Origin of the sequence: Streptomyces sp. NPDC047917 (genome assembly GCF_043204345.1) — a bacterium.
GTDB lineage: Bacteria > Actinomycetota > Actinomycetes > Streptomycetales > Streptomycetaceae > Streptomyces > Streptomyces sanglieri.
The window spans coordinates 1-22,330 of sequence record NZ_JBIDCA010000014.1 but is presented as its reverse complement, the minus strand read 5'-3'; the positions used below and the strand labels follow the sequence as shown (position 1 = coordinate 22,330).

At 72.1% G+C, this 22,330-nt stretch carries 19 protein-coding genes; 7 read left to right on the top strand and 12 right to left on the bottom strand.

Going from position 1 to position 22,330, the window contains the following annotated elements:
- Window positions 1-316: 316 nt before the first annotated feature.
- Window positions 317-1,531 (bottom strand): ROK family protein, encoded by a 1,215-nt coding sequence (locus ACGF8B_RS31380; RefSeq protein WP_124719319.1) that lies wholly within the window; start codon window positions 1,529-1,531, stop codon window positions 317-319.
- A gap of 390 nt (window positions 1,532-1,921) precedes the next feature.
- Here ACGF8B_RS31380 and ACGF8B_RS31375 point away from each other — a divergent pair, with 390 nt between their 5' ends.
- Together ACGF8B_RS31375 and ACGF8B_RS31370 are read left to right on the top strand one after the other, a co-directional pair.
- Window positions 1,922-3,145: an MFS transporter gene (locus ACGF8B_RS31375; RefSeq protein WP_392745341.1), complete on the top strand. Its 1,224-nt coding sequence runs from the start codon at window positions 1,922-1,924 to the stop codon at window positions 3,143-3,145.
- A 44-nt stretch (window positions 3,146-3,189) separates the two neighbouring features.
- Window positions 3,190-3,945: a maleylpyruvate isomerase family mycothiol-dependent enzyme gene (locus ACGF8B_RS31370; RefSeq protein ID WP_392745339.1), complete on the top strand. Its 756-nt coding sequence runs from the start codon at window positions 3,190-3,192 to the stop codon at window positions 3,943-3,945.
- A 48-nt stretch (window positions 3,946-3,993) separates the two neighbouring features.
- On the opposite strand, the gene ACGF8B_RS31365 is transcribed toward ACGF8B_RS31370, so the two are convergent.
- From ACGF8B_RS31365 to ACGF8B_RS31350, 4 genes are all read right to left on the bottom strand, one after another.
- Window positions 3,994-4,119 carry a hypothetical protein gene (locus ACGF8B_RS31365; protein ID WP_392745337.1) on the bottom strand — a complete coding sequence of 42 codons (126 nt, stop codon included), beginning with the start codon at window positions 4,117-4,119 and terminating at the stop codon, window positions 3,994-3,996.
- Window positions 4,120-4,568: 449 nt separating this feature from the next.
- A complete protein-coding gene (locus tag ACGF8B_RS31360) occupies window positions 4,569-5,234 on the bottom strand; it encodes a response regulator (protein ID WP_392745336.1) in 666 nt (221 codons plus the stop codon).
- On the bottom strand, window positions 5,231-6,493 hold the full coding sequence (locus ACGF8B_RS31355) for a sensor histidine kinase (RefSeq protein ID WP_392745334.1): 1,263 nt from the start codon (window positions 6,491-6,493) through the stop codon (window positions 5,231-5,233). Before ACGF8B_RS31355 ends, ACGF8B_RS31360 begins: the two co-directional genes overlap by 4 nt.
- Window positions 6,494-6,587: 94 nt before the next feature.
- The gene (locus tag ACGF8B_RS31350; protein ID WP_392745332.1) at window positions 6,588-7,295 is read right to left on the bottom strand and encodes a TetR/AcrR family transcriptional regulator; all 708 of its coding nucleotides are present in this window, start codon (window positions 7,293-7,295) and stop codon (window positions 6,588-6,590) included.
- A gap of 128 nt (window positions 7,296-7,423) precedes the next feature.
- Between ACGF8B_RS31350 and ACGF8B_RS31345 the strand changes: the two genes are divergently transcribed.
- Window positions 7,424-7,876 (top strand): nitroreductase family deazaflavin-dependent oxidoreductase, encoded by a 453-nt coding sequence (locus ACGF8B_RS31345; RefSeq protein WP_392745330.1) that lies wholly within the window; start codon window positions 7,424-7,426, stop codon window positions 7,874-7,876.
- A gap of 37 nt (window positions 7,877-7,913) precedes the next feature.
- On the opposite strand, the gene ACGF8B_RS31340 is transcribed toward ACGF8B_RS31345, so the two are convergent.
- Window positions 7,914-9,164 carry a geranylgeranyl reductase family protein gene (locus ACGF8B_RS31340; protein WP_392745672.1) on the bottom strand — a complete coding sequence of 417 codons (1,251 nt, stop codon included), beginning with the start codon at window positions 9,162-9,164 and terminating at the stop codon, window positions 7,914-7,916.
- A gap of 147 nt (window positions 9,165-9,311) precedes the next feature.
- Here ACGF8B_RS31340 and ACGF8B_RS31335 point away from each other — a divergent pair, with 147 nt between their 5' ends.
- Window positions 9,312-10,676, top strand: coding sequence for a dipeptidase (locus tag ACGF8B_RS31335; protein WP_392745329.1), 1,365 nt, complete (start codon window positions 9,312-9,314; stop codon window positions 10,674-10,676).
- A 376-nt stretch (window positions 10,677-11,052) separates the two neighbouring features.
- Here ACGF8B_RS31335 and ACGF8B_RS31330 read toward each other — a convergent pair whose 3' ends face one another.
- Window positions 11,053-12,090, bottom strand: a complete 1,038-nt coding sequence (locus ACGF8B_RS31330) for an NUDIX domain-containing protein (RefSeq protein WP_392745327.1) — start codon at window positions 12,088-12,090, stop codon at window positions 11,053-11,055.
- Between the two features lie 382 nt (window positions 12,091-12,472).
- Between ACGF8B_RS31330 and ACGF8B_RS31325 the strand changes: the two genes are divergently transcribed.
- Window positions 12,473-12,880 carry an excalibur calcium-binding domain-containing protein gene (locus ACGF8B_RS31325; protein ID WP_392745326.1) on the top strand — a complete coding sequence of 136 codons (408 nt, stop codon included), beginning with the start codon at window positions 12,473-12,475 and terminating at the stop codon, window positions 12,878-12,880.
- A 34-nt stretch (window positions 12,881-12,914) separates the two neighbouring features.
- On the opposite strand, the gene ACGF8B_RS31320 is transcribed toward ACGF8B_RS31325, so the two are convergent.
- From ACGF8B_RS31320 to ACGF8B_RS31310, 3 genes are read right to left on the bottom strand one after another with little or no spacing between them, the layout of a single operon-like run.
- On the bottom strand, window positions 12,915-13,811 hold the full coding sequence (locus ACGF8B_RS31320) for a carbohydrate ABC transporter permease (RefSeq protein ID WP_392745324.1): 897 nt from the start codon (window positions 13,809-13,811) through the stop codon (window positions 12,915-12,917).
- Window positions 13,808-14,722, bottom strand: coding sequence for a carbohydrate ABC transporter permease (locus tag ACGF8B_RS31315; protein ID WP_392745323.1), 915 nt, complete (start codon window positions 14,720-14,722; stop codon window positions 13,808-13,810). Before ACGF8B_RS31315 ends, ACGF8B_RS31320 begins: the two co-directional genes overlap by 4 nt.
- Window positions 14,723-14,768: 46 nt before the next feature.
- On the bottom strand, window positions 14,769-16,058 hold the full coding sequence (locus ACGF8B_RS31310; protein WP_392745321.1) for an ABC transporter substrate-binding protein: 1,290 nt from the start codon (window positions 16,056-16,058) through the stop codon (window positions 14,769-14,771).
- A 328-nt stretch (window positions 16,059-16,386) separates the two neighbouring features.
- On the opposite strand from ACGF8B_RS31310, the gene ACGF8B_RS31305 reads away from it, so the two are divergent.
- Window positions 16,387-18,372 carry an NPCBM/NEW2 domain-containing protein gene (locus ACGF8B_RS31305; protein ID WP_392745320.1) on the top strand — a complete coding sequence of 662 codons (1,986 nt, stop codon included), beginning with the start codon at window positions 16,387-16,389 and terminating at the stop codon, window positions 18,370-18,372.
- A gap of 101 nt (window positions 18,373-18,473) precedes the next feature.
- On the opposite strand, the gene ACGF8B_RS31300 is transcribed toward ACGF8B_RS31305, so the two are convergent.
- Complete coding sequence (locus ACGF8B_RS31300; protein ID WP_392745318.1) at window positions 18,474-19,430, bottom strand: ROK family protein; 957 nt, start codon at window positions 19,428-19,430, stop codon at window positions 18,474-18,476.
- Window positions 19,431-19,611: 181 nt separating this feature from the next.
- Between ACGF8B_RS31300 and ACGF8B_RS31295 the strand changes: the two genes are divergently transcribed.
- A complete protein-coding gene (locus ACGF8B_RS31295; RefSeq protein ID WP_392745317.1) occupies window positions 19,612-20,640 on the top strand; it encodes a LacI family DNA-binding transcriptional regulator in 1,029 nt (342 codons plus the stop codon).
- Between the two features lie 207 nt (window positions 20,641-20,847).
- On the opposite strand, the gene ACGF8B_RS31290 is transcribed toward ACGF8B_RS31295, so the two are convergent.
- The gene (locus ACGF8B_RS31290; RefSeq protein WP_392745315.1) at window positions 20,848-22,146 is read right to left on the bottom strand and encodes a DUF6986 family protein; all 1,299 of its coding nucleotides are present in this window, start codon (window positions 22,144-22,146) and stop codon (window positions 20,848-20,850) included.
- Window positions 22,147-22,330: the final 184 nt, after the last annotated feature.

Below are 22,330 nucleotides of genomic sequence, written 5' to 3'. Positions count from 1 at the left end.
GGGGCCGGTTCGGCGGACAGTCGCTGCTGGGCGGTGTCACGGCCGTGCCCGGCGCCCCGGGCATGCCGTGCCGGCTGCGCCCTCGCCTCGAACAGGCCCTGGGGAAAAGGGCGTTGGGAGCGGACCTGTTGGGCGACCCGGCACGGGTGGCCGCTCAGCCGTGCGCCTTCGGACCTGGCCGGAGGCCGAGACCCGTACGGCCTCCGCAAGTCATCCGCCCGGCGGACACACGCCGGCCGGGCCGGGGTGGAGTCCCGTACGGTTTCGGACCCCCGCGGAGGCGATACGGCGGCCGAGACCGTGCCGCCCGGCTCCGTCAGGCCAGGGCGGCCAGCGGGTCGTCCAGCACCGGCTGCCAGGCCAGTTCCGCCGCGCCGACCAAGCTGTTGTGGTCGAGCGTGCACGGCAGGATCGGGACGCTGCCGCTCCTCCCCCACAGGCTGCGGTCGGCGACCACCGCACGCAGTCGCTCCGGGTCCGCGTCGAGCAGGGCGCGGTGCAGTCCGCCGAGGATGATGCGGTCCGGGTTGAGGATGTTGACCAGGCCGGCGAGCCCGAGGCCGAGCCGGTCGATCAGTTCCTCGGCCGCGCCCCGTACCGCCGCGTCCCCGTACTCCGTGCGCAGCAGGTCTCCGGCCTGCTTGAGCAGCGATTCCTCCGGTCCGGGTTCGCGTCGGGCGGCGACGAGGAAGGCCAGCGGGTCGGTCTCGACGTCCAGGCAGCCGCGGCCGCCGCAGTGGCAGGGGCGCCCCTCGGGGTTCACGGTGAGATGCCCCACCTCCAGCGCCAGCCCCGAACTCCCGGTGTGCAGGCGGCCGTCGAGGACCAGGGCGCCGCCCACTCCCCGGTGTCCGGTGGCCACGCAGAGCAGGTGCTGGGCGCCCCGCCCGGCACCGTGCCGGTGTTCGGCGAGCGCGGCGAGGTTGACGTCGTTCCCGGTGAAAGCGGGTCCGGGGATGCCCGCCCCGCGCACGCAGTCGGCGAAGATCTCGCTCACCGGCGCACCGGCCGGCCAGGCGATGTGCAGCGGGTTGAGCGCGTTGCCCTCCGGTTCGGCGACCGCCGAGGGCACCGCGAGGCCCGCTCCGACGCAGCGCAGCCCGCTGTCCCGCAGCAACCGCGCGCAGTCGTCGACCACTTCACCGATGACCTGCGCCGGGTCCGCCGTGACGGTGACACAGCCGGGAGCAGTGGCCACCAGCCGCCCGCCGAGCCCGACGAGCGCGGCCCGGAATCCGTCGGCATGCACCTGGGCGGCGATGGCGACGGGGCCCGACTCCCGGACGGACAGCCGGTGCGAGGGACGGCCCTGCGAGCCGGCGGCGGAGCCGGGCCGGGAGTCGACCCGGATCAGGCCGAGCGCCTCCAGCTCCGCGGCGACCGCACCGGCCGTCGCCCGGGTGACTCCGAGCTCGGAGGTGAGGACGGCGCGGGTGGGCGCGCGTCCGGTGTGGACCAGTTCCAGCGCGGGTCCGAGCGCGCTGCGGCCTCTCTCCAACTTTGTCCGGGTGGTGGACACCTTGCCGTTCATGGGGGCGAGTCTCCCACGGTCCGGGGGTACGGCCGACGCCCCGGTGGTGCGGCTGTGCGCCGGGAGCACGTCCGGGGAACCCGCCCGGACCGCACTCGCTCGTTCGCCCGACGCACACTCCCGCGGCGCCCGCCCCGCACTCCCTCGACGCCCGGCACCCACCCGGCACCGCGGGCCACACCCGGCGGATGTACGGCGGGACTTGACGGAAACGCACCGGAAGCCGCACGTCCGGTCCGGGCCGGATCCATCGAGAAGGTTTCGCCGAAGCGGCGCAGAACCGTCGCTCACCGCTTCACCGAGGCGGTGCGGGACGGGCCGCTCACCGCTTCGCCGAAGCGGCGGACGACCGCCTTGCGCCCGTTGTCCCGGCGCCCCTATGCTGAGTTTGTGCCGCAACTAAACAAACTGCGGACGGCCCTACCGGGGGGACCGGGCGGAAACACCGCCGCACCTCCGTCGGCCCGCCTCCGTACCGCCCTGACCGTGTTCTTCGCCCTCGACGGCTTCCTCTTCGCCGGCTGGGTGGTCCGTATCCCGGCCATCAAGCACCAGACCGGTGCCTCCGCCGCCACCCTGGGCCTGGCCCTGCTCGGAGTGTCCGCCGGCGCCGTGGTGACCATGATGCTCACCGGCCGGCTGTGCCGACGCTTCGGCAGCCATCCGGTGACCGTGGTCTGCGGCGTCCTGCTCTCCCTCTCCATCGCCCTGCCCGCGCAGACCCGTTCGGCGCTCGCGCTGGGCCTGGTACTGCTGGTCTTCGGCGCCGCGTACGGCGGGATGAACGTGGCGATGAACAGCGCCGCGGTCGATCTGGTCGCCGCACTCAGGCGCCCGGTGATGCCGGGCTTCCATGCCGCCTTCAGCCTCGGCGGCATGATCGGCGCCGGGCTCGGCGGACTGGTCGCGGGCGGCCTCTCCCCCGCCACCCATCTCCTGATCCTCACCGGGGTCGGGCTCCTGGTCACAGCGGTGGTGGGGCCGGTGCTGCTCAGCCACCCTGCGCCCCGGTCCCCGGTGGGGGCCGGTGCCGCCGAGGCACCGCGACGGATCGGCGGAAGGGCCCGCCGGCTGGTGCTCCTGTTCGGCCTGATCGCACTCTGCACCGCCTACGGGGAAGGCGCGCTGGCCGACTGGGGCGCACTTCACCTGGAGCAGGACCTGCATGCCCACCCCGGCGTCGCGGCGGCCGGCTATTCCTTGTTCGCGCTGGCCATGACGGCGGGCCGGCTCAGTGGTACGGCGCTGCTCGAACGGCTCGGCCAGACCCGCACCCTCGTCGTGGGCGGTGCGACGGCCGCGGTCGGGATGCTGCTCGGCTCGCTCGCCCCCACCACCTGGCCGGCCCTCCTCGGCTTCGCCGTCACCGGTCTCGGCCTGGCCAACATCTTCCCGGTCGCGGTCGGCCGGGCCGGTGAGCTGGCCGGGCCCGGCGGGGTGGCCGCCGCGTCGACGCTCGGCTACGGCGGGATGCTGCTCGGACCGCCCGCCATCGGCTTCCTGACCGACTGGTTCTCGCTCCCGGTGGCCCTCACCACCGTGGCGCTGCTGGCCACCGCGGCCGCCGCGCTGGGGTACGGAGCACGCAACGCGACCCATCCGCCGGCGGCCTGAGCATCCGGGCCCGAAGGCTCGCCCTGCCGGGCACAATCGGAGCCATGGAGATCACGGAACACATCAGGTCCCTGGCCGCCGAGGGCCGGTTGCTGGCGTCCGCCGCGCACGAGGCGGGGACGGACGCCCCGGTGCCGACGTGTCCGCGGTGGCGGGTGCGCGATCTGCTGCGGCACACCGGGATGGTGCACCGCTGGGTGACCGCGCTCGTCGTCGAGGGCCACACCTCGTACCACCCCGGCGGCGGGGAGCCCGATCTGGACGGGCCGGCGCTGATCGACTGGTTCCGCGAGGGCCACGGCCTCCTGGTGGACGCTTTGAACGACGCACCGGCCGGGCTGGCGTGCTGGAGTTTCCTGCCCGCGCCGTCACCCCTGGCCTTCTGGGCCCGGCGGCAGGCGCACGAGACCACGATCCACCGGGTGGACGCGGAGTCGGCCCGGGGCGGTCGGCCGTCACCGGTCCCGGCCGCTCACGCGGTGGACGGGATCGACGAGCTGCTGTGCGGGTTCCACACCCGGCCGGAGAGCCGGGTGCGCTCCTCGGCGCCGCGCTCCCTCCGGGTGCGCGCCACGGACGTGGACGCCTGCTGGACCGTACACCTCTCGCCGGAGCCGCCACGGGCCACAAGGACGGACGGAGCGTCCGGAGAGGGGCCCGTGGACTGTGAGTTGACCGCATCGGCCGAGAAGCTCTACCTGGCGCTCTGGAACCGGCTGCCGCTCGCCGCGATCACGGTGACGGGCGATGCGGAACCTGCCAGGATCTGGCGCGAGAATTCCGCGGTCACCTGGTCCTGACCACCGGGACCGGGAGCGACCGGGACAGGACGGCGGCCCACGCCACGCTCACTCCGCCGCCCCGTCGGGCATCCGGGCGAGCACCGGCCTCCGCAGCGGCTTCACCTCGGCATGGCGCGCCCGGCCCTTCGCCGTCGGCTCCACCTGGACGCCCCGCCGGTCCTCACTGCACATCCCCGGCGCACCAGGTGGTCCTTCTCCAGCCGCGCCACCGGACGGGACAGCGCGCTCCGGCCGAGATGGACCCTGGAGGCAAGCTCCTGTACGACGTCTCCATGGCCGGCGTCACGCTGCCGTCCTTCGCCGACGATCTCGGGCTCACCACCTCGACCCTCCAGGCGGTCCAGGACAGCTACCGGCCCGGCCTGGTCGTGGTGACCGTGGTCGCGTTCGCCGGACTGCTGATCACGCTCACCGGACTGCGCCGCCGCCCCGTCCAGCGCACCGTGCTGGTCGCATCGGGACGGACCGCTCGGCGCAGGCCGCGCCGACGACGACCGCGCGGAAGGTGTCCGTGCGGGACCGACCACCGGGCGAGGGGGACGGTGCGGTGTCCGGCCGGGGCTCGCCCATCGGCCGGACACCGTACCCGTACGGCGCCGCGGGCTCCGCGGACTCCTGGGTCAGCCGAGCCAGCCCGGCCGCACCAGCCCCGACTCGTAGGCCAGCACGACGAGTTGGGCTCGGTCACGGGCGCCCAGCTTCACCATGGTGCGGCTGACGTGGGTCTTGGCGGTGAGCGGGCTGACGACGAGGCGCCGTGCGATCTCCTCGTTGGAGAGACCTATGCCGACGAGCGCCATCACCTCCCGCTCCCGTTCGGTCAGCTCGCGCAGCCCGGTCGCCGCCGCGGGCTCCTTGGAGCGGGCCGCGAACTCGGCGATCAGGCGCCGGGTGACCCCCGGCGACAGCAGGGCGTCACCGCCCACCACCGCCCGTACGGCGCGCAGCAGTTCATCTGGTTCGGTGTCCTTGACCAAGAAGCCGGAGGCCCCGGAACGGATGGCCTCGAAGACGTACTCGTCGAGCTCGAAGGTGGTGAGCATGACCACCCTGACGTCGTCCAGCCGGACGTCCTCGGTGATGGCGCGGGTCGCGGCGAGGCCGTCGAGACGCGGCATCCGGATGTCCATCAGCACGACGTCGGGCCGCAGTTCACCGACCAGGCGCACGGCCTCCGCGCCGTCGGCGGCCTCCCCGGCCACCTCGATGTCGGGCTGGGCGTCCAGCAGGGCCCGGAAGCCCGCCCGGACCAGCGACTGGTCGTCGGCGAGCAGTACGCGGATCACGGTGTCTCCTCCTCGTGTGCCGCCGTGCCGGACGAACCGGACGGCAGCGGAAGCTCGGCGCGCACCCGGAAGCCGCCGTCGGGCCGGGGGCCCGCCTCGATCGTGCCACCCAGCGCGGCGGCCCGCTCCCGCATCCCCGCCAGCCCGTTGCCGCTGCCTCCGGCGTCGCCGCCGGTGGCGGGTCCTTCGTCGTCGATTCCGAGCCGGATGCGGCCGGGCCGGTAGCCGATCCGGACCCGTGCGGTACGCGATCCGGAGTGCCGGACCACATTGGTCAGCGCCTCCTGCACGATGCGGAAGGCGGCGAGATCCGCGCCGGGCGGCACGGCCGGCCGTTCGCCCTCGGTCTCGACGGTGACGGTCAGCCCGGTGCGCGCCGCCTGCTCGACCAGCTCGGGGAGCCGGCCGAGTCCCGGGGCCGGGGCCCTCGGCGCGTCGCCGGGGGTGCGCAGCGTGTCGAGGACCTGGCGGACCTCGCCCAGCGCCTCCTTGCTGGCGGCCTTGATGGTGGTCAGGGCCGCACGCGCCTGCTCGGGGTCGGAATCCAGCAGCGCCAGCCCCACACTCGACTGGACGTTGATGACGGAGATGCTGTGGGCCAGTACGTCATGGAGTTCGCGCGCCATCCGCAGTCTTTCCTCGTCGGCCCGGCGCTGCTCCGCGGCCTCCCGCTCCGCCCGCCGGTCCGCCCACTGCTCGCGGCGTACGCGTACGAACTCGGCAGCCGCGATGATGGCGACCACCCAGGCGGCGATGCCCAGTTCCTGCCCCCAGGCGGCGGGGTGGTCGTCGGAGGGCGGCAGCCACCGGTAGAGCCAGTGCGCCACCAGGACGTGTCCCAGCCACACCATGCCCACGGCCGACCAGGCGGCCCGCCGGTGCCCCGAGACGACGGCGCTGAAGCAGCCCACGGCAACGGCCAGGAAGACCGGCCCGTACGGATAGCCGGCCGCCAGATAGATCATCGCCGCGGTCGAGCTGCCGAAGACGGCCACCACCGGGTGCCGGTGACGGACCAGGAGCACGGCGACGGCCAGGAAGAGCAGCAGCCGCGCGAACAGGTCCAGCGGGGCCCGCTCGTCCATCTGTCCCCGGGCCGCGACGGTGGAGCCGATCATGACGACCGCGCCGATCAGGATCGTCGACGGCCAGGGCAGCCGGGTGGCGAACCGTCCCGGCGCCCCGGTCAGCCACCGCGGCGGTTCGCCGTGCGCCCAGGGGGGACCGCCGCCGCTGCCGTGTGAGCGCTGCTCTTCCATGCCGGTCACGCTAGACCGCGGACCCCGCCCCGGGCGTCAGCCGGGCGTGGTCATCACCCGTACTCCCTGGGGAGTACGTCGTACGGGAGAGCCCTCAGGCGCTCTCGCCGGCGGGCAGGCCGACCGTGCGGGCCATCTCGGTGACCGCCTCCCGGAAGAAGGGCTCCCGGACCTCCACCACCCGGTGGAACTGGCCGAAGATCTCGAAGGAGATCAGCCCGAACAGCTGCGCCCAGGCGGCGATCAGCGGGGGCGCGGCCTCGGGCGGGAGGTCCGGGGCGAATTCGGCGACCATCCGCGCGGCCTCCGCGCGCAGATCGCCGGCGAGCGGCGGCAGGGCGAGGCCGTCCGTCCGATGGGCGTCCGCGACCACGGCGATCAGGACGAGGCCGACGCGGGAGGCGGGGCCGATCGTCGCCTGGGGCGCGCTGTAGCCGGGCACCGGCGAGCCGTAGATCAGGGCGTACTCGTGGGGGTGGGCGAGGGCCCAGTCGCGGACGGCGCGGGTGACGGCGATCCAGCGGGCGAGGTGGCCGGCGGCCCCGGCCGCGGCGGCCCGGTGGGCGGCCTCGGCGTCCGCGCCCAGGGAGTCGTACGCGTCGACGATCAGAGCGGTGAGCAGCTCGTCCCGGCTGGGGAAGTAGCGGTAGACGGCGGAGGACGCCATGCCGAGCTCCCGGGCGACGGCGCGCAGCGACAGCTTCGCGGCACCCTCGGCCACGAGCTGTTTCCTCGCCTCGTCCTTGATGGCGGCGGTGACCTCGATACGGGCCCGTTCCCTGGCTCCCCGGACAGTGCTCATGGCCAGCAGTCTGCCACGGAAGCAGAGCACCGACCAATATCGAGAGCAGTGCTCTTGCTTTTGAGCACCCGAACCGTGCACACTGATCTCAAGCGAGAGCACCGCTCTCAAAAACTTGTGGAGTCACCATGTCTCAGCCGTACTACCTCCGCGGCAGCGCCCTCAACGTCCGGATGAACGGCATCGTCGGCCGCCTCGCCCGTCACGGCCTCAGCATGTTCGGCTCGGCCGAGATGTCGGTGCGCGGCCGCAGGAGCGGGCAGATGCAGCGGGTGCCCGTGAACCCCCACACGCATGAGGGCACGCAGTACCTCGTCTCCGCCCGCGGTCACTCCCAGTGGGTGCGCAACATGCGGGCGGCGGGCGGCGGCGAGCTGCGGGTGGGCCGCAAGGTCCGCGAGTTCACCGCCGTGGAGATCCCGGACGACGAGCAGAAGTCGCTGATCATCCGCGCCTACCTGAAGCGGTGGGGCTGGCAGGTCAACGACTACTTCCAGGGCGTCACCGCGGAGTCCTCGGACGCCGAACTGCTGGCGGCCTGCCCGGACCACCCGGTCTTCCGCATCTCCGTGGAGAGCTGACCGGGCGGCCCGGCAGGCGGCGCTCCGGCAAGAACCTCTAGCGGTCCATCGCGTTGAGCGCCCGCTGCGCCAGCGGATGCGTACGGACCAGTTCGCCGAGCGAGGTCGTGCCGCGGGTGATCCCGGCGAACGCGTTCCACGCCGGGCGGAATCCCGTCAGCACCGCGTGCAGCACCCCCGGCCTGCGCTCGAACAGCTTCAGCATGCGCCGTCCGACACCCATCTCGACGCCGAGGCCCGCCTTGATGGCGAACGCGTAGTTCAGCGCCTGACGGCGGGCGTCCACCGCATCGTGCGACTCCGCGATCCGGACCGCCCACTCCCCCGCCAGCCGCCCCGACCGCAGGGCGAAGGAGATCCCCTCGCGGGTCCACGGCTCCAGCAGGCCCGCCGCGTCACCGCACACCAGCACCCGTCCACGCGACAGCGGCGAGTCGTCACTGCGGCAGCGCGTCAGATGGCCGGAGGAGATCTTCGGCTCGAAACCCGCCAGGCCGAGCCGGGCGACGAAGTCCTCCAGATACCGCTTGGTCCCCGCCCCGTCGCCCCGCGCCGAGATCACGCCGACGGTCAGGACATCCCCCTTGGGGAAGACCCAGCCGTAACTGCCGGGCATGGGACCCCAGTCGATCAGCACCCGTCCCGCCCAGTCCTCCGCGACCGTGGCCGGAACCGGGATCTCGGCCTCCAGGCCGAGGTCCACCTGGTCGAGCTTCACCCCGACGTGAGCCCCTATGCGCCCCGCGCTGCCGTCGGCACCGACGACCGCGCGGGCCAGGACCGTCTCGCCGCCCGAGAGCACCACGGCGACCGTGCGCCGGTCGGGCACCGAGGCACCGTGCTGCTCGACCCTCGTCACCGTCGCGCCGGTGCGGAGTTCGGCGCCCGCCTTCTGCGCCTCCTCGACCAGACCCGCGTCGAACTCCGGGCGGTTGATGAGCCCGAAGAGCATCCGCTTGGAGCGGCGGGTCCGTGCCAGTCTGCCGTTGAGCGAGAACGTGACCGCGTGGATCCGGTCCCGCAACGGCAGTTCGAACCCGGGCGGCAGCGAATCACGCGAAAACCCGATGATGCCGCCGCCGCATGTCTTGTACCGGGGAAGCTCCGCCTTCTCAAGGAGCAGCACCCGCCGGCCGGCGACCGCCGCCGCGTATGCCGCCGAGGCTCCGGCCGGTCCGCCGCCGACTACGACGACATCCCACACGGACGACTCTTCGTGCTCCTGTACGGCGTCTGCGTTCTCGCTGCTCACGATGTGCTTCTGCTCCCGATCCCACCAGTGGCCCATGCTGCTCACGGCATCCTACGGCGCGTTGCTCCCGGCCCCCGCTGTGGGAGGATCGACCGTACGTTCGTCCCGCATGCGATGCCGCACACTCGGTGCACATGTGGCCGGATTCGTACACATAACGTCGCACCCACGAGGAGCGTGCCCATGACCGCCCGTCCGATTCCCGAGACCATTGCCTCGCTGATGCCCCGCGCCAAGGCGGAGCTGGCCGAGTTGGTGGCCTTCCAGTCGGTGGCGGATCCCGCGCAGTTCCCGAAGAGCGAGTGCGAGGCGGCGGCCGACTGGGTCGCCGACGCGCTGCGCGCCGAGGACTTCCAGGATGTCGCCCTTCTCGACACCCCCGACGGCACCCGGTCGGTCTACGGCTTCCTGCCCGGCCCGGCCGGCGCCCCGACCGTACTGCTCTACGCGCACTACGACGTGCAGCCGCCGCTCGACGAGTCCGCCTGGCTCTCGCCCCCGTTCGAGCTGACGGAGCGGGACGGCCGCTGGTACGGCCGCGGCTCGGCCGACTGCAAGGGCGGGTTCATCATGCACCTGCTCGCGCTGCGCGCCCTCAAGGCCGACGGAGGCGTCCCGGTCTCCGTGAAGGTGATCGCCGAGGGTTCCGAGGAGCAGGGCACCGGCGGTCTGGAGCGGTACGCGGAGGCGCATCCCGAACTGCTGGCCGCCGACACCGTCGTCATCGGCGACACCGGCAACTTCCGGCTCGGTCTGCCGACGGTCACCGCGACGCTGCGCGGCATGACGATGCTGCGGGTCCAGGTGGACACCCTCGAAGGCAACCTGCACTCCGGGCAGTTCGGCGGCGCCGCCCCCGACGCGCTGGCCGCGCTGATCCAGCTGCTGGCCTCGCTGCGCGCCGAGGACGGCACCACGACCGTCGACGGGCTCGCCACGGACACCGAGTGGGACGGACTGCAGTACCCGGAGGCCGAGTTCCGCAAGGACGCGAGGGTCCTCGACGGTGTCGGGCTGATCGGCTCGGGCACGGTCGCCGATCGCATCTGGGCCCGGCCCGCGGTCACCGTCATCGGCATCGACTGCCCGCCGGTGGTCGGCGCGACACCGTCGCTCCAGGCGAGCGCGCGGGCGCAGATCAGCCTGCGGGTCCCGCCGGGCCAGGACGCCGTCGAGGCGACCGCGCTGCTGACCGCCCACCTGAAGGCGCACGCCCCGTGGGGCGCCAGGGTCGCGGTGGAACAGGTCGGCCAGGGCCAGCCGTTCCGCGCGGACACCTCCAGCCCGGCGTACACGTCGATGGCACAGGCGATGGAGGCCGCGTACCCGGGCGAGAAGATGCAGACCTCCGGCATGGGTGGCTCGATCCCGCTCTGCAACACCCTCGCGGCCCTGTACCCGGAGGCCGAGATCCTGCTGATCGGCCTGAGCGAGCCGGAGGCGCAGATCCACGCGGTGAACGAGAGCGTGTCGCCCCAGGAACTGGAGCGGCTGTCGATCGCGGAGGCCCTGTTCCTGCGCAACTACGCGGAGTCCAAGCAGGCCTGACCGCCCGTCGCCCGTCCTCCGGGCCCCGACCGAGAACGCGGTCCGGGCCCGGACCCGGGCCGCAGCGGCCGGATCGTTATTGCCCATGGGGCACTGCGACCACTGCGGCCCGGCGCGGGAGTTCGCCGACCGGCACGGTGCCGAGACCCTCACCCGTGATCTGGGCGCCTGGTGATCCGGGGCGTGGAGGCCGCCGCGGCTCCCCTCCCGCACGACCGGGCGCGGACCGTGGCCCTCCTTCCGGCGGCCGGCCGCGCTGGAGCCGGCCGCGGTCCGCTCCGGGCACGGTCCGCTCCGGGCACGGTCCGCTCCGGGCACGGTCCGCTCCGGGCACGGCGGGCCGCTCGCCGCGGACGCCGCCGTGCCGCCGCATGGCTCAGCCGACCGGGACGCCCGCCTCCAGATTGAGCACGGCCGACCGCTCCCGGGCCCGCAGCGCCCAGCGGAGGCGTTCGTACCGGGTCGGGGGCAGCATGGTGGCCGCTTCCGCCTCGGTGACGAACCGCCAGTCACGCAGTTCGGAGCCGGGCAGCAGCAGCCGCTGCGCGTCCGCGCCGGTCAGCAGGCCGCCGTCGAAGAGCAGCCGCAGGCCGCCGTAGCCGGGCGGCCGGGGTGCCTCCCAGTCGACGACGAGGAGCTTCGGCACCCGGTCGAGACGGATTCCTATCTCCTCGGCCACCTCACGGATGCCGGCCTGGGCCGGTGCCTCGCCGGACTCGACGACTCCGCCGGGGAATTCCCAGCCGGGCTTGTACGTCGGGTCGACGAGCAGCACCCTGTCGTGCTCGTCGAAGAGCAGGACACCGGCCGCCACGGTCTCCGCCGTCGGCTCGGGCGTCTGCACGATCTCGCACGGGGTGGCGGCGCCGCTGCCGACCGCCTCGGCGATGCGCTCGGCCGTGCCGTACGGGGTGAGCGCGCCGGTGTCGATGGTGTACGCGTCCTGGGTGAGCCAGCCGAGGGCCGCGCGGTACGGCTCGATGTGCTGGCGGGCCCACTGCCGTACCCGGTCGCTGTGCGCCGGGTCGGCGGGGTACTCCACCCGGTCGGCGATCCGTTTACGCAGGATCGTTTCCTCGGACGAGAGCAGGACATGGCGCACCGCGATGCGCCGGGAGGCCAGTCCTCCGAAGATCTCATCGCGGTACTCCTGCCTCAGCAGAGTCATCGGCACCACCAGCACACCGGGCACCTCGGCGAGCAGGGCCGCCGCGGTGTCCACCACCAGACGCCGCCAGATCGGCAGGTCCTGGAAGTCCGTCACCTCGGCGAGTCTCTTCTGGGGCAGCAGCTGCCGCAGCCCCGCGCCGATCAGTTCGGGGTCGTAGAAGGTGCTGTTCGGGATCAGATCGATCAGTTCACGCGCGGCGCTCGTCTTGCCCACGCCGAACGCGCCGTTGAGCCAAACGATCACGGTTCCCCCTCTTCCGTAGCCCCCTGTGGCTTGCCCGCAACACCCTGCCGCGAAAACCCGGTTGTGGCGATGCCTGCTTCCCGGGCGGAACCGGCGGCCGTACGGCGCCGACGCCACCGCGAGCTGCCGCGATCTCCGGACGACCGCCGGACGGCCACACCCCTTCCACCGCACCATCACGATTTCATCACCACCGGAATATTCGAATCCTCGGCGCTGGCCGGGAGCGTTACGGTCATCTCTCCACGAGCCGCACCAGGGGGGACATATGTCTCAAAGTCAGCAACCGCCATGGGGACCGCCGCCACCGCCGCCCGGCAACACGCCGTACGGACCGCCCGCGCCGCCGGAGCGCCGTCCGAAGTGGGCGCGGAAGCGGATAGTGATCCCGGCCGCCGTCGTCCTGTTCTTCGTGGGTGTGGGCATCGGGGCCGCGGACGATCCAGCCGCGACACAGAAGACCGCGGCCGCGAAGGCCGCGCCGTCCTCGACGGTGACCGCGACGGCCACGGTGACGGCCACCCCGGCGCCGTCGGTCACCGAGACGGTGACCGCGAGCCCGAAGCCGGCGCCGACCGTCACGAAGACCCGCACCGTCAAGGTGACCGTCCCGCCCGCGGCCGACGACGACGGCTCCTCCGGCGGATCCGGTTCGGGCGGGGGCAGCGCCGGCACGTACTACGCCAACTGCACCGCCGTGCGCGCGGCCGGCGCCGCGCCCATCCACGCGGGCGAGCCCGGCTACGGTCACCACCTCGACCGGGACGGGGACGGGGTGGCCTGCGAATAGCCGCCCGGAGTGGCCCCTCCCCCGGGTCCGGCGGCTACCCCTTGCTGGACCCGAGGGTGAGGCCCGCGATGAAGTGGCGCTGGAGCAGCAGGAAGACCACGATCGTGGGCAGGGCGACGATCACCGAACCGGCGGCGAGCAGGTTGTAGTCCGTGAAGAACTGGCCCCTGAGGTTGTTCAGCGCCGAGGTGATGGGGAGCTTGTCGCCGTCGGAGATGAAGACCAGCGCCCACAGGAAGTCGTTGTACATCCAGGTGAACTGGAGCGTGCCGAGCGCGGCCAGGGCCGGCCGGCACAGCGGCAGGGTGATCCGCCAGTACCGGGTCCAGACGCCGGCGCCGTCCACGACGGCCGCCTCCAGGATCTCCTGCGGCAGGGTGCGCATGAAGTTGGCCAGGACGAAGACGCAGAAGCCGAGCTGGAATCCGACCTGGACGGCGACGACGGCCCAGTACGAGTCGTACATCGTCATCGAGTCGGACATCCAGTAGGGCAGCGGGATCCGGTTGAACACCACGTACAGGGGCGTCACGATGACCTGCTGCGGCAGCAGGTTCCCGGCGGTGAAGAGCATCAGCAGGACGAGCCCGCCGCGCATCTTCAGGCGCGCCAGCGCGAAGGCCACGAACGAGGCGAGGAAGAGGGTGACGAGCACCCCCGGGACCGCGATGATCATGGTGTTGACGAAGTACTTCGTCATGCCCGAGTCGGAGAACGCCTGGCGGTAGTAGTCCAGGGAGAGGTGGCGCGGCAGCGAGAAGTAGCCGTGCTCGGCGGTCTCGTCGTGCGGCCGCAGGGACGCGTACACCGCGAGCAGTAGCGGGGCGAGGAAGGCGAGGGAGACCGCCATCAGGAAGGCGTGGACGCCGATCCGGCCGGGGCGGATCCGGCGCCGGGCGGTGCGGCGGGCGGGGGCGGCTTGCACGGTCAACGGTCTTTCTCCCCTCGGAGCTCCTGGACCAGGTACGTCACGACGAATCCCAGGGAGACGGCCAGCAGGACGACGGCGATGGCGGAGCCGAAGCCGATCCGGCCGGCCTCGCCGATGATGTTGTCGGTGACGAGCACCGAGAGCAGTTCGAGTCCGTTGCGGCCGTGGTTGACCGCGTACACGATGTCGAACGCGCGCAGGGACTCGATGACGGTGATGACGCCGACGATGACGTTGACCGGCCGCAGGGTGGGCAGGACGATGCGGAAGAAGGTCTGGGCCTCGCCCGCCCCGTCGATCGCCGCGGCCTCCTTCAGCGAGGGGTCGACGGCCTTCAGCCCGGCGAGGTAGAGGATCATCACGTAGCCGGTGTGCCGCCAGGCGGCGGCGAGCAGGACCATCCAGATGTTGAGGTCCGGGTCGCCCAGCCAGTCCGTCGGTGAAGCCGTGTCGCCGATGACCGCGTTGAGGGCGCCCTGGTCGCGGGAGAAGACCAGCTGGGCGATGAATCCGACCACGGCCAGCGACAGCACGACGGGCATGTACAGCGTCGACTGGTAGAAGCGGCTGAAACGCACTCCCCGGTCGATCAGTACGGCCAGCAGCAGTCCGAAGGGGGTGGCGACCAGGCCGAGGAAGGCGAGCCAGAGCAGATTGTGCCGGGCCGCCGGCCAGAACTGCGGGTAGTTGGTGAAGAGGTTCTCGTAGTTCCGCGTACCGACCCACTTGATCTCACCGATGCCGTCCCAGCCGGTGAAGGAGAGCGCCACGGAGGCGAGGGTCGGTCCCCAGACGATGGCGATGTCGAGCAGTACGGGTATGCCGAGCAGCACACCGAGTACGGCGAGGTCGCGGCCGGTGAACCGCCGCGAGACCCGCCGTCCGGTGCGCCGGGCCGGGATGAACGACACGGTCGGTACTCCAGGTTCGGTCGGATTGCCATCGGGTCGTCCGGGGTCAGTCGGCGGCGAAGATGGTCTTCTTCTGCCGCTCGATGTCGTTGACCAGGCCGTCCACGTCGTCCGGGTCGCTGATGAACTTCTGGATCGCGGGGATCATGACCGTGGAGGAGAAGTCCGGCCTGGTGTCCCTGTCCAGGAACTGGGAGATCTGCTTCGCCCCGGAGACCAGCTCCACGGCCTTCTTCTGGAGCGGTGAGTACGCGGAGATGTCGGCCTGGTCGCTGACCGCGATGTTGTTCGGGTCGCTCTTCAGGTAGATGTCCTCGGCCTTCCCGGTGGCCAGCCACTTGAGCAGGTCCTTGGCGCTCTCCAGGCTCTTGTCGTTCCTGAGGTTCTTCGACTTCTTGGCCAGCAGGAAGCCGTCGATGGGGGCCTCGACCGCGTCCTGCCCGTGCTCCGGGGCGATCACGGGGAAGGGGAAGAAGTCGATGTCGCCCTGTTCGTCCTTGGGGAACTGGGCGCCGGGGTGCGGCAGCCCGAAGACGGCCATGCCGGCCTCCTTCTTCTGAAGGCTGTTGGCGGCCTCCTGCCAGGTACGGCCGTTGGCTCCCTGCTGGCAGTACGGCAGGAGCCGCCGCCAGGTGTCGAACACCTCCCTGACCCGCTTGTCGGTCCAGGCGACCTCGCCCGCCATCAGGCTCTTGTGGAATTCGTAGCCGTTGGTCCGCATGTCGATGTAGTCGAAGGTGCCCATGGCGGGCCAGCCGTCCTTGTCGCAGAATGCGATGGGGTCGAGCTTGTCCTTCTTCATCTGTTCGGCGAGCGCCACGTATTCGTCGAGCGTCTTCGGTGCCTGATAGCCGCGGTCGGCGAACAGGCTCCTACGGTGGAAGACGGCCCACGGATAGTAGTAGTACGGGGTGAGGTACTGCTTGCCGTCCGCTCCGGTGGACTGGGCCCTCAGCGCGGCCGAGAAGCCTTTGTAGCCCTGCCAGTTGTCGCTGATGTCGTGCAGCAGTCCCTTTTCCGCGAAGAATTGCATCCGGTTGCCGGCGAACCACATGAAGACGTCGTCGGGCTTGCCCTGCAGATACCGGTTGATGTTCTCCTGAAAGGTGTTGTGGTCGACGGTGTTGACCTTCACCTTCCGCCCGTCCGACTGCGCCTCGTACGCGGCGAAGGCGTCGGCGAAGGCCTTCTTCGGAACCGGGTCGGAGGAATTGGACCCCAGAGTGATCGTCTTCCCGTCGCCGCCGGGGCCGCTCCCGCAGGCGGTGAGCAGCGCGGGGAGCGCCACCGCTCCGGCGCCGACGGCCGCACCACGCAGCAGACTTCGTCGGGACATCCGATGTCCCGCGACACTTCCCGGCACACCAGACCTGTCGTAATCAGACTGCGTCATGCCCCACTCCTCCGGAGATGCAACCCAACACAACCGAACGTGCGATTGGATCTCACCCCCAAGTCATGGTGTCGTCAAGGGTTTTGACGAGATGCCGGGCAACCGCCGCCACTCCCTCTTCCAACAGACTTCAACACGCCCTAACGTATTCGCACGCCTTGGCGTGCACATGCTGTCATCCGATCATGGACGAGTATGGAGGAACGTAACGATGCGTCATCTTCCAACCCGTACAACCCGAACCAGCCGTCGTGGAGTCGTCGGAGCCCTGATGGCCGGACTGTTGTGTGCCGCGGGAACGACCGTTCCCGCCGCCGCGCACTCGCCCGCACCCGCGCCGGCATCCGCTCCCGCCGCGGATCCGCAGTCCGGAAACGGCCTTGCGCTCACCCCGCCGATGGGGTTCAACAATTGGAACTCGACGCACTGCCGGGCCGAGTTCGACGAGTCGATGGTCAAGGGAATCGCCGACATCTTCGTCGACAAGGGCCTCAAGGACGCGGGCTACAGATACGTCAATCTCGACGACTGCTGGGCGAAACCGCAGCGCGATGCCGACGGCAGACTGGAGGCCGATCCGCAACGCTTCCCGAACGGGATCAAAGCCGTCGCGGACTATGTCCACTCCAAGGGCCTCAAAATCGGCATCTACACCAGTGCCGGCACCAAGACCTGCGACAGTGTGGGCCTCCCGGGCGCACTGGGCCATGAGTTCAGCGACGCACGGCAGTTCGCGGACTGGGGCATCGACTATCTGAAGTACGACAACTGCAACAACCAGGGCGTCGACGCGAAGGAGCGCTATACGACGATGCGGGACGCGCTGGCGGCGACCGGCCGCCCGATCGTCTACAGCATCTGCGAATGGGGCGAGAACAAGCCCTGGGAGTGGGCCGGCGGGCTCGGCAACCTCTGGCGCACGACCGGCGACATCAACGACAGCTGGGGCAGCATGCTGTCGATCATGAAGAAGAACCTGCCCCTCGCGGCCGCGGCCGGACCGGGGCACTGGAACGACCCCGACATGCTGGAGGTCGGCAACGGCGGCATGACGGACACGGAGTACCGCACCCACTTCTCCATGTGGTCCGTGATGGCGGCACCGCTGCTCATCGGATCCGACCTGCGCAAGGCGAGCGCGGAGACCTTCGAGATCCTCTCCAACCACGAGGTCGTCGCGGTCGATCAGGACCCGCTGGGCAAGCAGGGCACCGTGCTCTCCTCCACCGACGGGCGCTGGGTGGTCGCCAAGGAAATGGGGGACGGCAGTCGCGCCGTCGCCCTGTTCAACGAGACCGGCAGCGCCCAGCGCATCGCGACGACGGCGGAGGAGGTCGGGCTGCCGAAGGCCGACGGGTACACGATGCGCGACCTGTGGGAGCACAGGTCGTACAACACGGCGGGCACCCTGGCGGCGACCGTCCCCGCGCACGGGACGGTGCTGCTGCGGGTCGCCGCCGACGGTACGTGGGCCGCGCAGCCGCCCGCCGTGGAACTCGGCCTGGAATCAAGCCCGTTGATCGAGGCGGGACGCACCGCCGTGCTGACCACGAAGGTCACCGGTCTGGGCCGCACCCCCGCCAGGAAGGTCTCGGCGCTGCTCACCGGCCCCTCGGGCTGGCGGCTGAAGGCGGTGTCGCCGACCGGTTCGCCGGCCCTGCCGACCGGCCGGTCGCTGACCACCCGCTGGCAGGTGACGGCCCCCGCCGGCGCCACCGGTGCGTACGACCTGGACTTCACCGTCCGGTACCGCTCGCCGGCCGGGACACGGGTGAGTTCCACGGTCCCGCTCCGGGCCCATGTGGTGGTCGCGCCACCGGCGGGCGGCGGCTTCATGAGCGATCTGCCGCAGCTCTCGGCGGCCAACGGCTGGGGCCCGGTCGAGAAGGACACCAGCAACGGTGAGAGCGGCGCGCGGGACGGGAATCCGCTGACGATCGGCGGCACGGTCTACGCCAAGGGCCTCGGCGTGCACGCCGACAGCGCCGTCGAGTTCTACACCGGCGGGGCGTGCGAGACCGTGACGGCACAGGTCGGTGTCGACGACGAGAAGGGCGCGAAGGGGACGGTTGCCTTCGAGGTCTGGGCCGACGGCACGAAGGTGGCGTCGACCGGCGTACTGACCAACGCGATGCCCGCCCGGCCGGTCGGCGCGGACGTGAGCGGTGCGCAGGTGGTACGTCTGGTGGTCACCGACGGCGGGGACGGCGTCGACTCCGACCACGCGGACTGGGCGGACCTGCGGATCACCTGCTGACGCAGAGGGCTCGGTGACGGGTTCCCGGGGTGCTGCCCCGGGAACCCGCCCCGTGGGCTGCCCCCGGGAACCCGTCCGGCGCGATGCGCCGGACGGCCCGGTCAGCCCCGCACCGCCGCCACTCCGCCCGGCCCCACCCGCGCCGCCGCGGCGGCCGCGCCGACCAGTCCCGCGTCGGTACCCATCACCGCCGGGGCCACCTCGATCTGCCGGATGAAGGAGAGCGTCGCGTACTGGCGCAGGGCCCGGCGCAGCGGCGTGAAGAGGATGTCACCCGCACCGGCCACTCCCCCGCCGATCACCGCGATGTCGATCTCGACGAGCGTGGCGGTGGCGGCGATCCCGGCGGCCAGCGCCTGAGCGGCGCGTTCGAACGAGGCGACGGCGATCCGGTCCCCGGCGCGCGCCGAGGCGGCCACCGCGACGGCCGAGGCATCGCCGTCCGGCCCGGGCCGCCAGCCCGCCTCCAGCGCCCGGCGGGCGATGTTCGGGCCGCTGGCGATGCGCTCGACACAGCCACGCGAACCGCACGGGCAGGGGTCGCCGTCCAGGTCCACACAGACATGGCCGATGTGCCCGGCGTTGCCCGTCGGACCGGGGTGGAGCCTGCCGCCGAGGACGAGCCCGCCGCCGACACCGGTCGACACCACCATGCAGAGCGCGTTGTCGTAGCCGCGGGCGGCACCCAGCCAGTGCTCGGCGGCCGTCATCGCGACCCCGTCGCCGACCAGCTCGACGGGGAGCCCGCCGACCGCCTTGCCGACCCTTTCCACCAGTGGGAAGTCCCGCCAGCCGGGGACGTTGACCGGGCTGACCGTACCGGCCGAGGCGTCCACCGGACCCGCGCTGCCGATGCCGACCGCCGTCGCCCGCCCCCACAGCGGAGAGCCGGACAGCTCGGCGAGGACCTCCGTCACCGCCCCCATCACCGACTCGGCGCCCTCGCGGGCGGGCGTCGGCCGCTGCGCCCGTACAAGGAGCGAGCCGCCGCCGTCCACCAACGCGGCGGCGATCTTGGTGCCGCCGATGTCCAGCGCGGCGACGAGGTCGGTATGCATCGGTGTGGCTCCGTGAGTAGAGGGCGGGGACCTGCGGCTTCAGGAAAACAGTCTGCCCAGTCTCCATTCAGCTGACAACGTTGTCCAGGGCCTATGCTCGTCGGCACAGCCTCCGGCCGGCCCGTGACACCGTCCACGGATCCGCCGGCCCCTCCCGCACCCGAGGACAGGACAGCGCACCGTGGCCGAGACCGCCCGTCACTCCGAGACCCGTTACGGCAACCGGCCGACCATGAAGGACGTGGCCGCCCGCGCCGGAGTGGGGCTCAAGACGGTCTCGCGCGTGGTGAACAGTGAGCCGGGGGTCACACCCGACACCGAGCGCCGGGTCCAGGAGGCGATCGAGGCGCTCGGCTTCCGGCGCAACGACAGCGCGCGCGTGCTGCGCAAGGGCCGCACCGCCTCGATCGGCCTGGTCCTGGAGGATCTCGCGGACCCGTTCTACGGGCCGCTGAGCCGGGCCGTGGAAGAGGTCGCCCGCGCACACGGCGCCCTGCTCATCAACGGGTCGAGCGCCGAGGACCCGGAGCGCGAGCAGGAGCTGGTGCTGGCACTGTGCGCGCGCCGGGTGGACGGGCTGATCGTGATCCCCGCCGGCGACGACCACCGCTATCTGGAGCCGGAGATAAGGGCGGGCGTCGCCACCGTCTTCGTGGACCGCCCGGCGGGCCGGATCGACGCCGACATGGTGCTCTCCGACAGCTTCGGCGGCGCCCGTGAGGGCGTCGCCCATCTGATCGCGCACGGTCACCGCCGGATCGGCTTCATCGGTGACCAGCCGCGTATCCACACCGCGACGGAGCGCCTGCGCGGGTATCACGCGGCGATGTCGGACGCCGGGATCACCGTCGAGGACTCCTGGGTCTCGCTGGGCTCCACCGAGCCCGCGCGGGTCAGAGCCGCCGCCGAGGCGATGCTCGCGGGCCCGGAGCCGGTCACGGCCCTCTTCGCGGGCAACAACCGGGTGACGGTCACCGTCGTCCGCGTACTGGCGGAGCAGGACCGCCGGATCGCCCTGGTCGGCTTCGACGACATCGAGCTCGCCGACCTCCTCGGCATCACCGTCATCTCCCAGGACGCCGCGGCCGTGGGCCGCACGGCGGCCGAGCACCTCTTCCGCCGCCTGGACGGCGCGGACCACGCGCCGGCCCGGGTGGAGCTGCCGACGTACCTCGTCCCCCGCGGCTCCGGCGAACTGCCGCCCGCCTGAGCAGGCCCGGGCCGACGGCCCGGGGCGGCGCCTGGCGCGGCCCGGGACACCCTGGCCGCGGTCGCGGAGGTGTTCCTCTCGGCCGAACCGGTCGTCCAGCCGGGTGCCGGGCACTTCCTGCGGCTGGACGACCCCGACTGCTCCAGCGGGATCGCCGAGCCTCCCTCCAGGGGTGCCGCAAAGGGCGCAGGGCCCGGGGCCCGCGCCCTACGGTGCCGTGACCGTCAGTCCCCCGCGCCGGGGCGAGGCGAAGGCGTCCAGGTCGTCCCGCGTCAGCCCGGTCAGCCGGGCGACCTCGGCGGTGTCCAGGGCCCCGCAGTCGATGCCGCGCAGCAGATAGCCGCTGAGGGCCTTGGCGGTGGCGGGCTCGTCCATGACGTCGCCGCCGGCCTTGGCCACGTACGCGGCGAGGCGGGCTGCGGCCTGCTCCAGGCCCTCGCGGTAGAAGGTGTAGACGGCCGCGTACCGGGTCGGCAGGTGGCCCGGGTGCATGTCCCAGCCCTGGTAGTAGGCGCGGGCCAGGGCACGGCGGGTGAGGCCGTAGTGGAGCCGCCAGGCCTCGTGGACCTGGGACGTGGGGCCGATCGGGAGGACGTTGGTCGAGCCGTCCGAGACCCGTACGCCGGTGCCGGCGGCGGCGACCTGCATGACGGCCTTGGCGTGGTCGGCGGCCGGATGGTCGCCGGCCTGGTAGGCGGCGCTGACGCCGACGCAGGCGCTGTAGTCGAAGGTGCCGTAGTGCAGGCCGGTGGCCCGGCCCCGCGCCGCGTCGATCATGCGGGCGACGGCTGCGGTGCCGTCGGCGGCGAGGATGGACTGGCTCGTCTCGATCTGGATCTCGAAGCCGAGCCGCCCGGCGGGCAGCCCGTGCGCCTCCTCGAACGCTTCGAGCAGTCGGACGAAGGCGGTGACCTGCTCCGGGTACGTCACCTTGGGCAGCGTGAGGACCAGCCCGTCGGGCAGGCGGCCGGCCCGCGTCAGGCCGGTGAGGAAGATGTCCGTGGTGCGGATGCCCCGGTCGCGTACGGCGGCCTCCATGCACTTCATCCGGATGCCCATGTAGGGGGCCGCGGTGCCGTTCGCGAAGGCCTGTGAGACCAGCCGGGCGGCGCGGGCGGCGGCCTCGTCCTCCTCCGCGTCGGGGCGGGGGCCGTAGCCGTCCTCGAAGTCGATGCGGAGGTCCTCGACCGGCTCGCGCTCCAGCTTGGCGCGCACCCGGTCGTGGACCGGCCCGGCGAGCTCGTCCGGGATGCCGAGGACCGCGGCGAACGAGGCGGCGTCGGGGGCGTGCTCGTCGAGTGCCTTCAGGGCCCGGTCGCCCCAGGAGCGGATGGTTCCCTCGTCGAACGTGTCGCCGGGTACGTACACCGTGTGGACCGGCTGGCGCGTGCCCGGGTCTCCCGGGTAGCGGCGTGCGAGCTCGGCGTCGACCGCGGTGAGGGAGGCGCTGATCTCCTCGCTGACCGCACCGGCGAGGCTCGTTGCCACCTTCTCCTGCTGACCCATTTCCACACCCTCCACAGTCACGCCGTTTCCGCTTCCCGGAATCAACAATCCGTATAGTGAAGCTATAAGCCCGTCGGACCTGCGTCAATGGTGATCGGAAACGGTCCGGGGCCGTGCGGTGCGTGTGCACCGTACGGCCCCGGACCGTCGGGAAAGCGGGGGAAGTGGTGTCGTGGGTCAGCCC

Bases quoted from the DNA above. Each gene is read 5' to 3' on its own strand.
- ACGF8B_RS31380 (WP_124719319.1), bottom strand. From the start codon at position 1,531: ATGAACGGCAAGGTGTCCACCACCCGGACAAAGTTGGAGAGAGGCCGC.
- ACGF8B_RS31370 (WP_392745339.1), top strand. From the start codon at position 3,190: ATGGAGATCACGGAACACATCAGGTCCCTGGCCGCCGAGGGCCGGTTG.
- ACGF8B_RS31365 (WP_392745337.1), bottom strand. From the start codon at position 4,119: ATGTGCAGTGAGGACCGGCGGGGCGTCCAGGTGGAGCCGACGGCGAAG.
- ACGF8B_RS31355 (WP_392745334.1), bottom strand. From the start codon at position 6,493: ATGGAAGAGCAGCGCTCACACGGCAGCGGCGGCGGTCCCCCCTGGGCG.
- ACGF8B_RS31350 (WP_392745332.1), bottom strand. From the start codon at position 7,295: ATGAGCACTGTCCGGGGAGCCAGGGAACGGGCCCGTATCGAGGTCACC.
- ACGF8B_RS31345 (WP_392745330.1), top strand. From the start codon at position 7,424: ATGTCTCAGCCGTACTACCTCCGCGGCAGCGCCCTCAACGTCCGGATG.
- ACGF8B_RS31340 (WP_392745672.1), bottom strand. From the start codon at position 9,164: ATGGGCCACTGGTGGGATCGGGAGCAGAAGCACATCGTGAGCAGCGAG.
- ACGF8B_RS31335 (WP_392745329.1), top strand. From the start codon at position 9,312: ATGACCGCCCGTCCGATTCCCGAGACCATTGCCTCGCTGATGCCCCGC.
- ACGF8B_RS31310 (WP_392745321.1), bottom strand. From the start codon at position 16,058: ATGTCCCGACGAAGTCTGCTGCGTGGTGCGGCCGTCGGCGCCGGAGCG.
- ACGF8B_RS31305 (WP_392745320.1), top strand. From the start codon at position 16,387: ATGGCCGGACTGTTGTGTGCCGCGGGAACGACCGTTCCCGCCGCCGCG.
- ACGF8B_RS31300 (WP_392745318.1), bottom strand. From the start codon at position 19,430: ATGCATACCGACCTCGTCGCCGCGCTGGACATCGGCGGCACCAAGATC.
- ACGF8B_RS31290 (WP_392745315.1), bottom strand. From the start codon at position 22,146: ATGGGTCAGCAGGAGAAGGTGGCAACGAGCCTCGCCGGTGCGGTCAGC.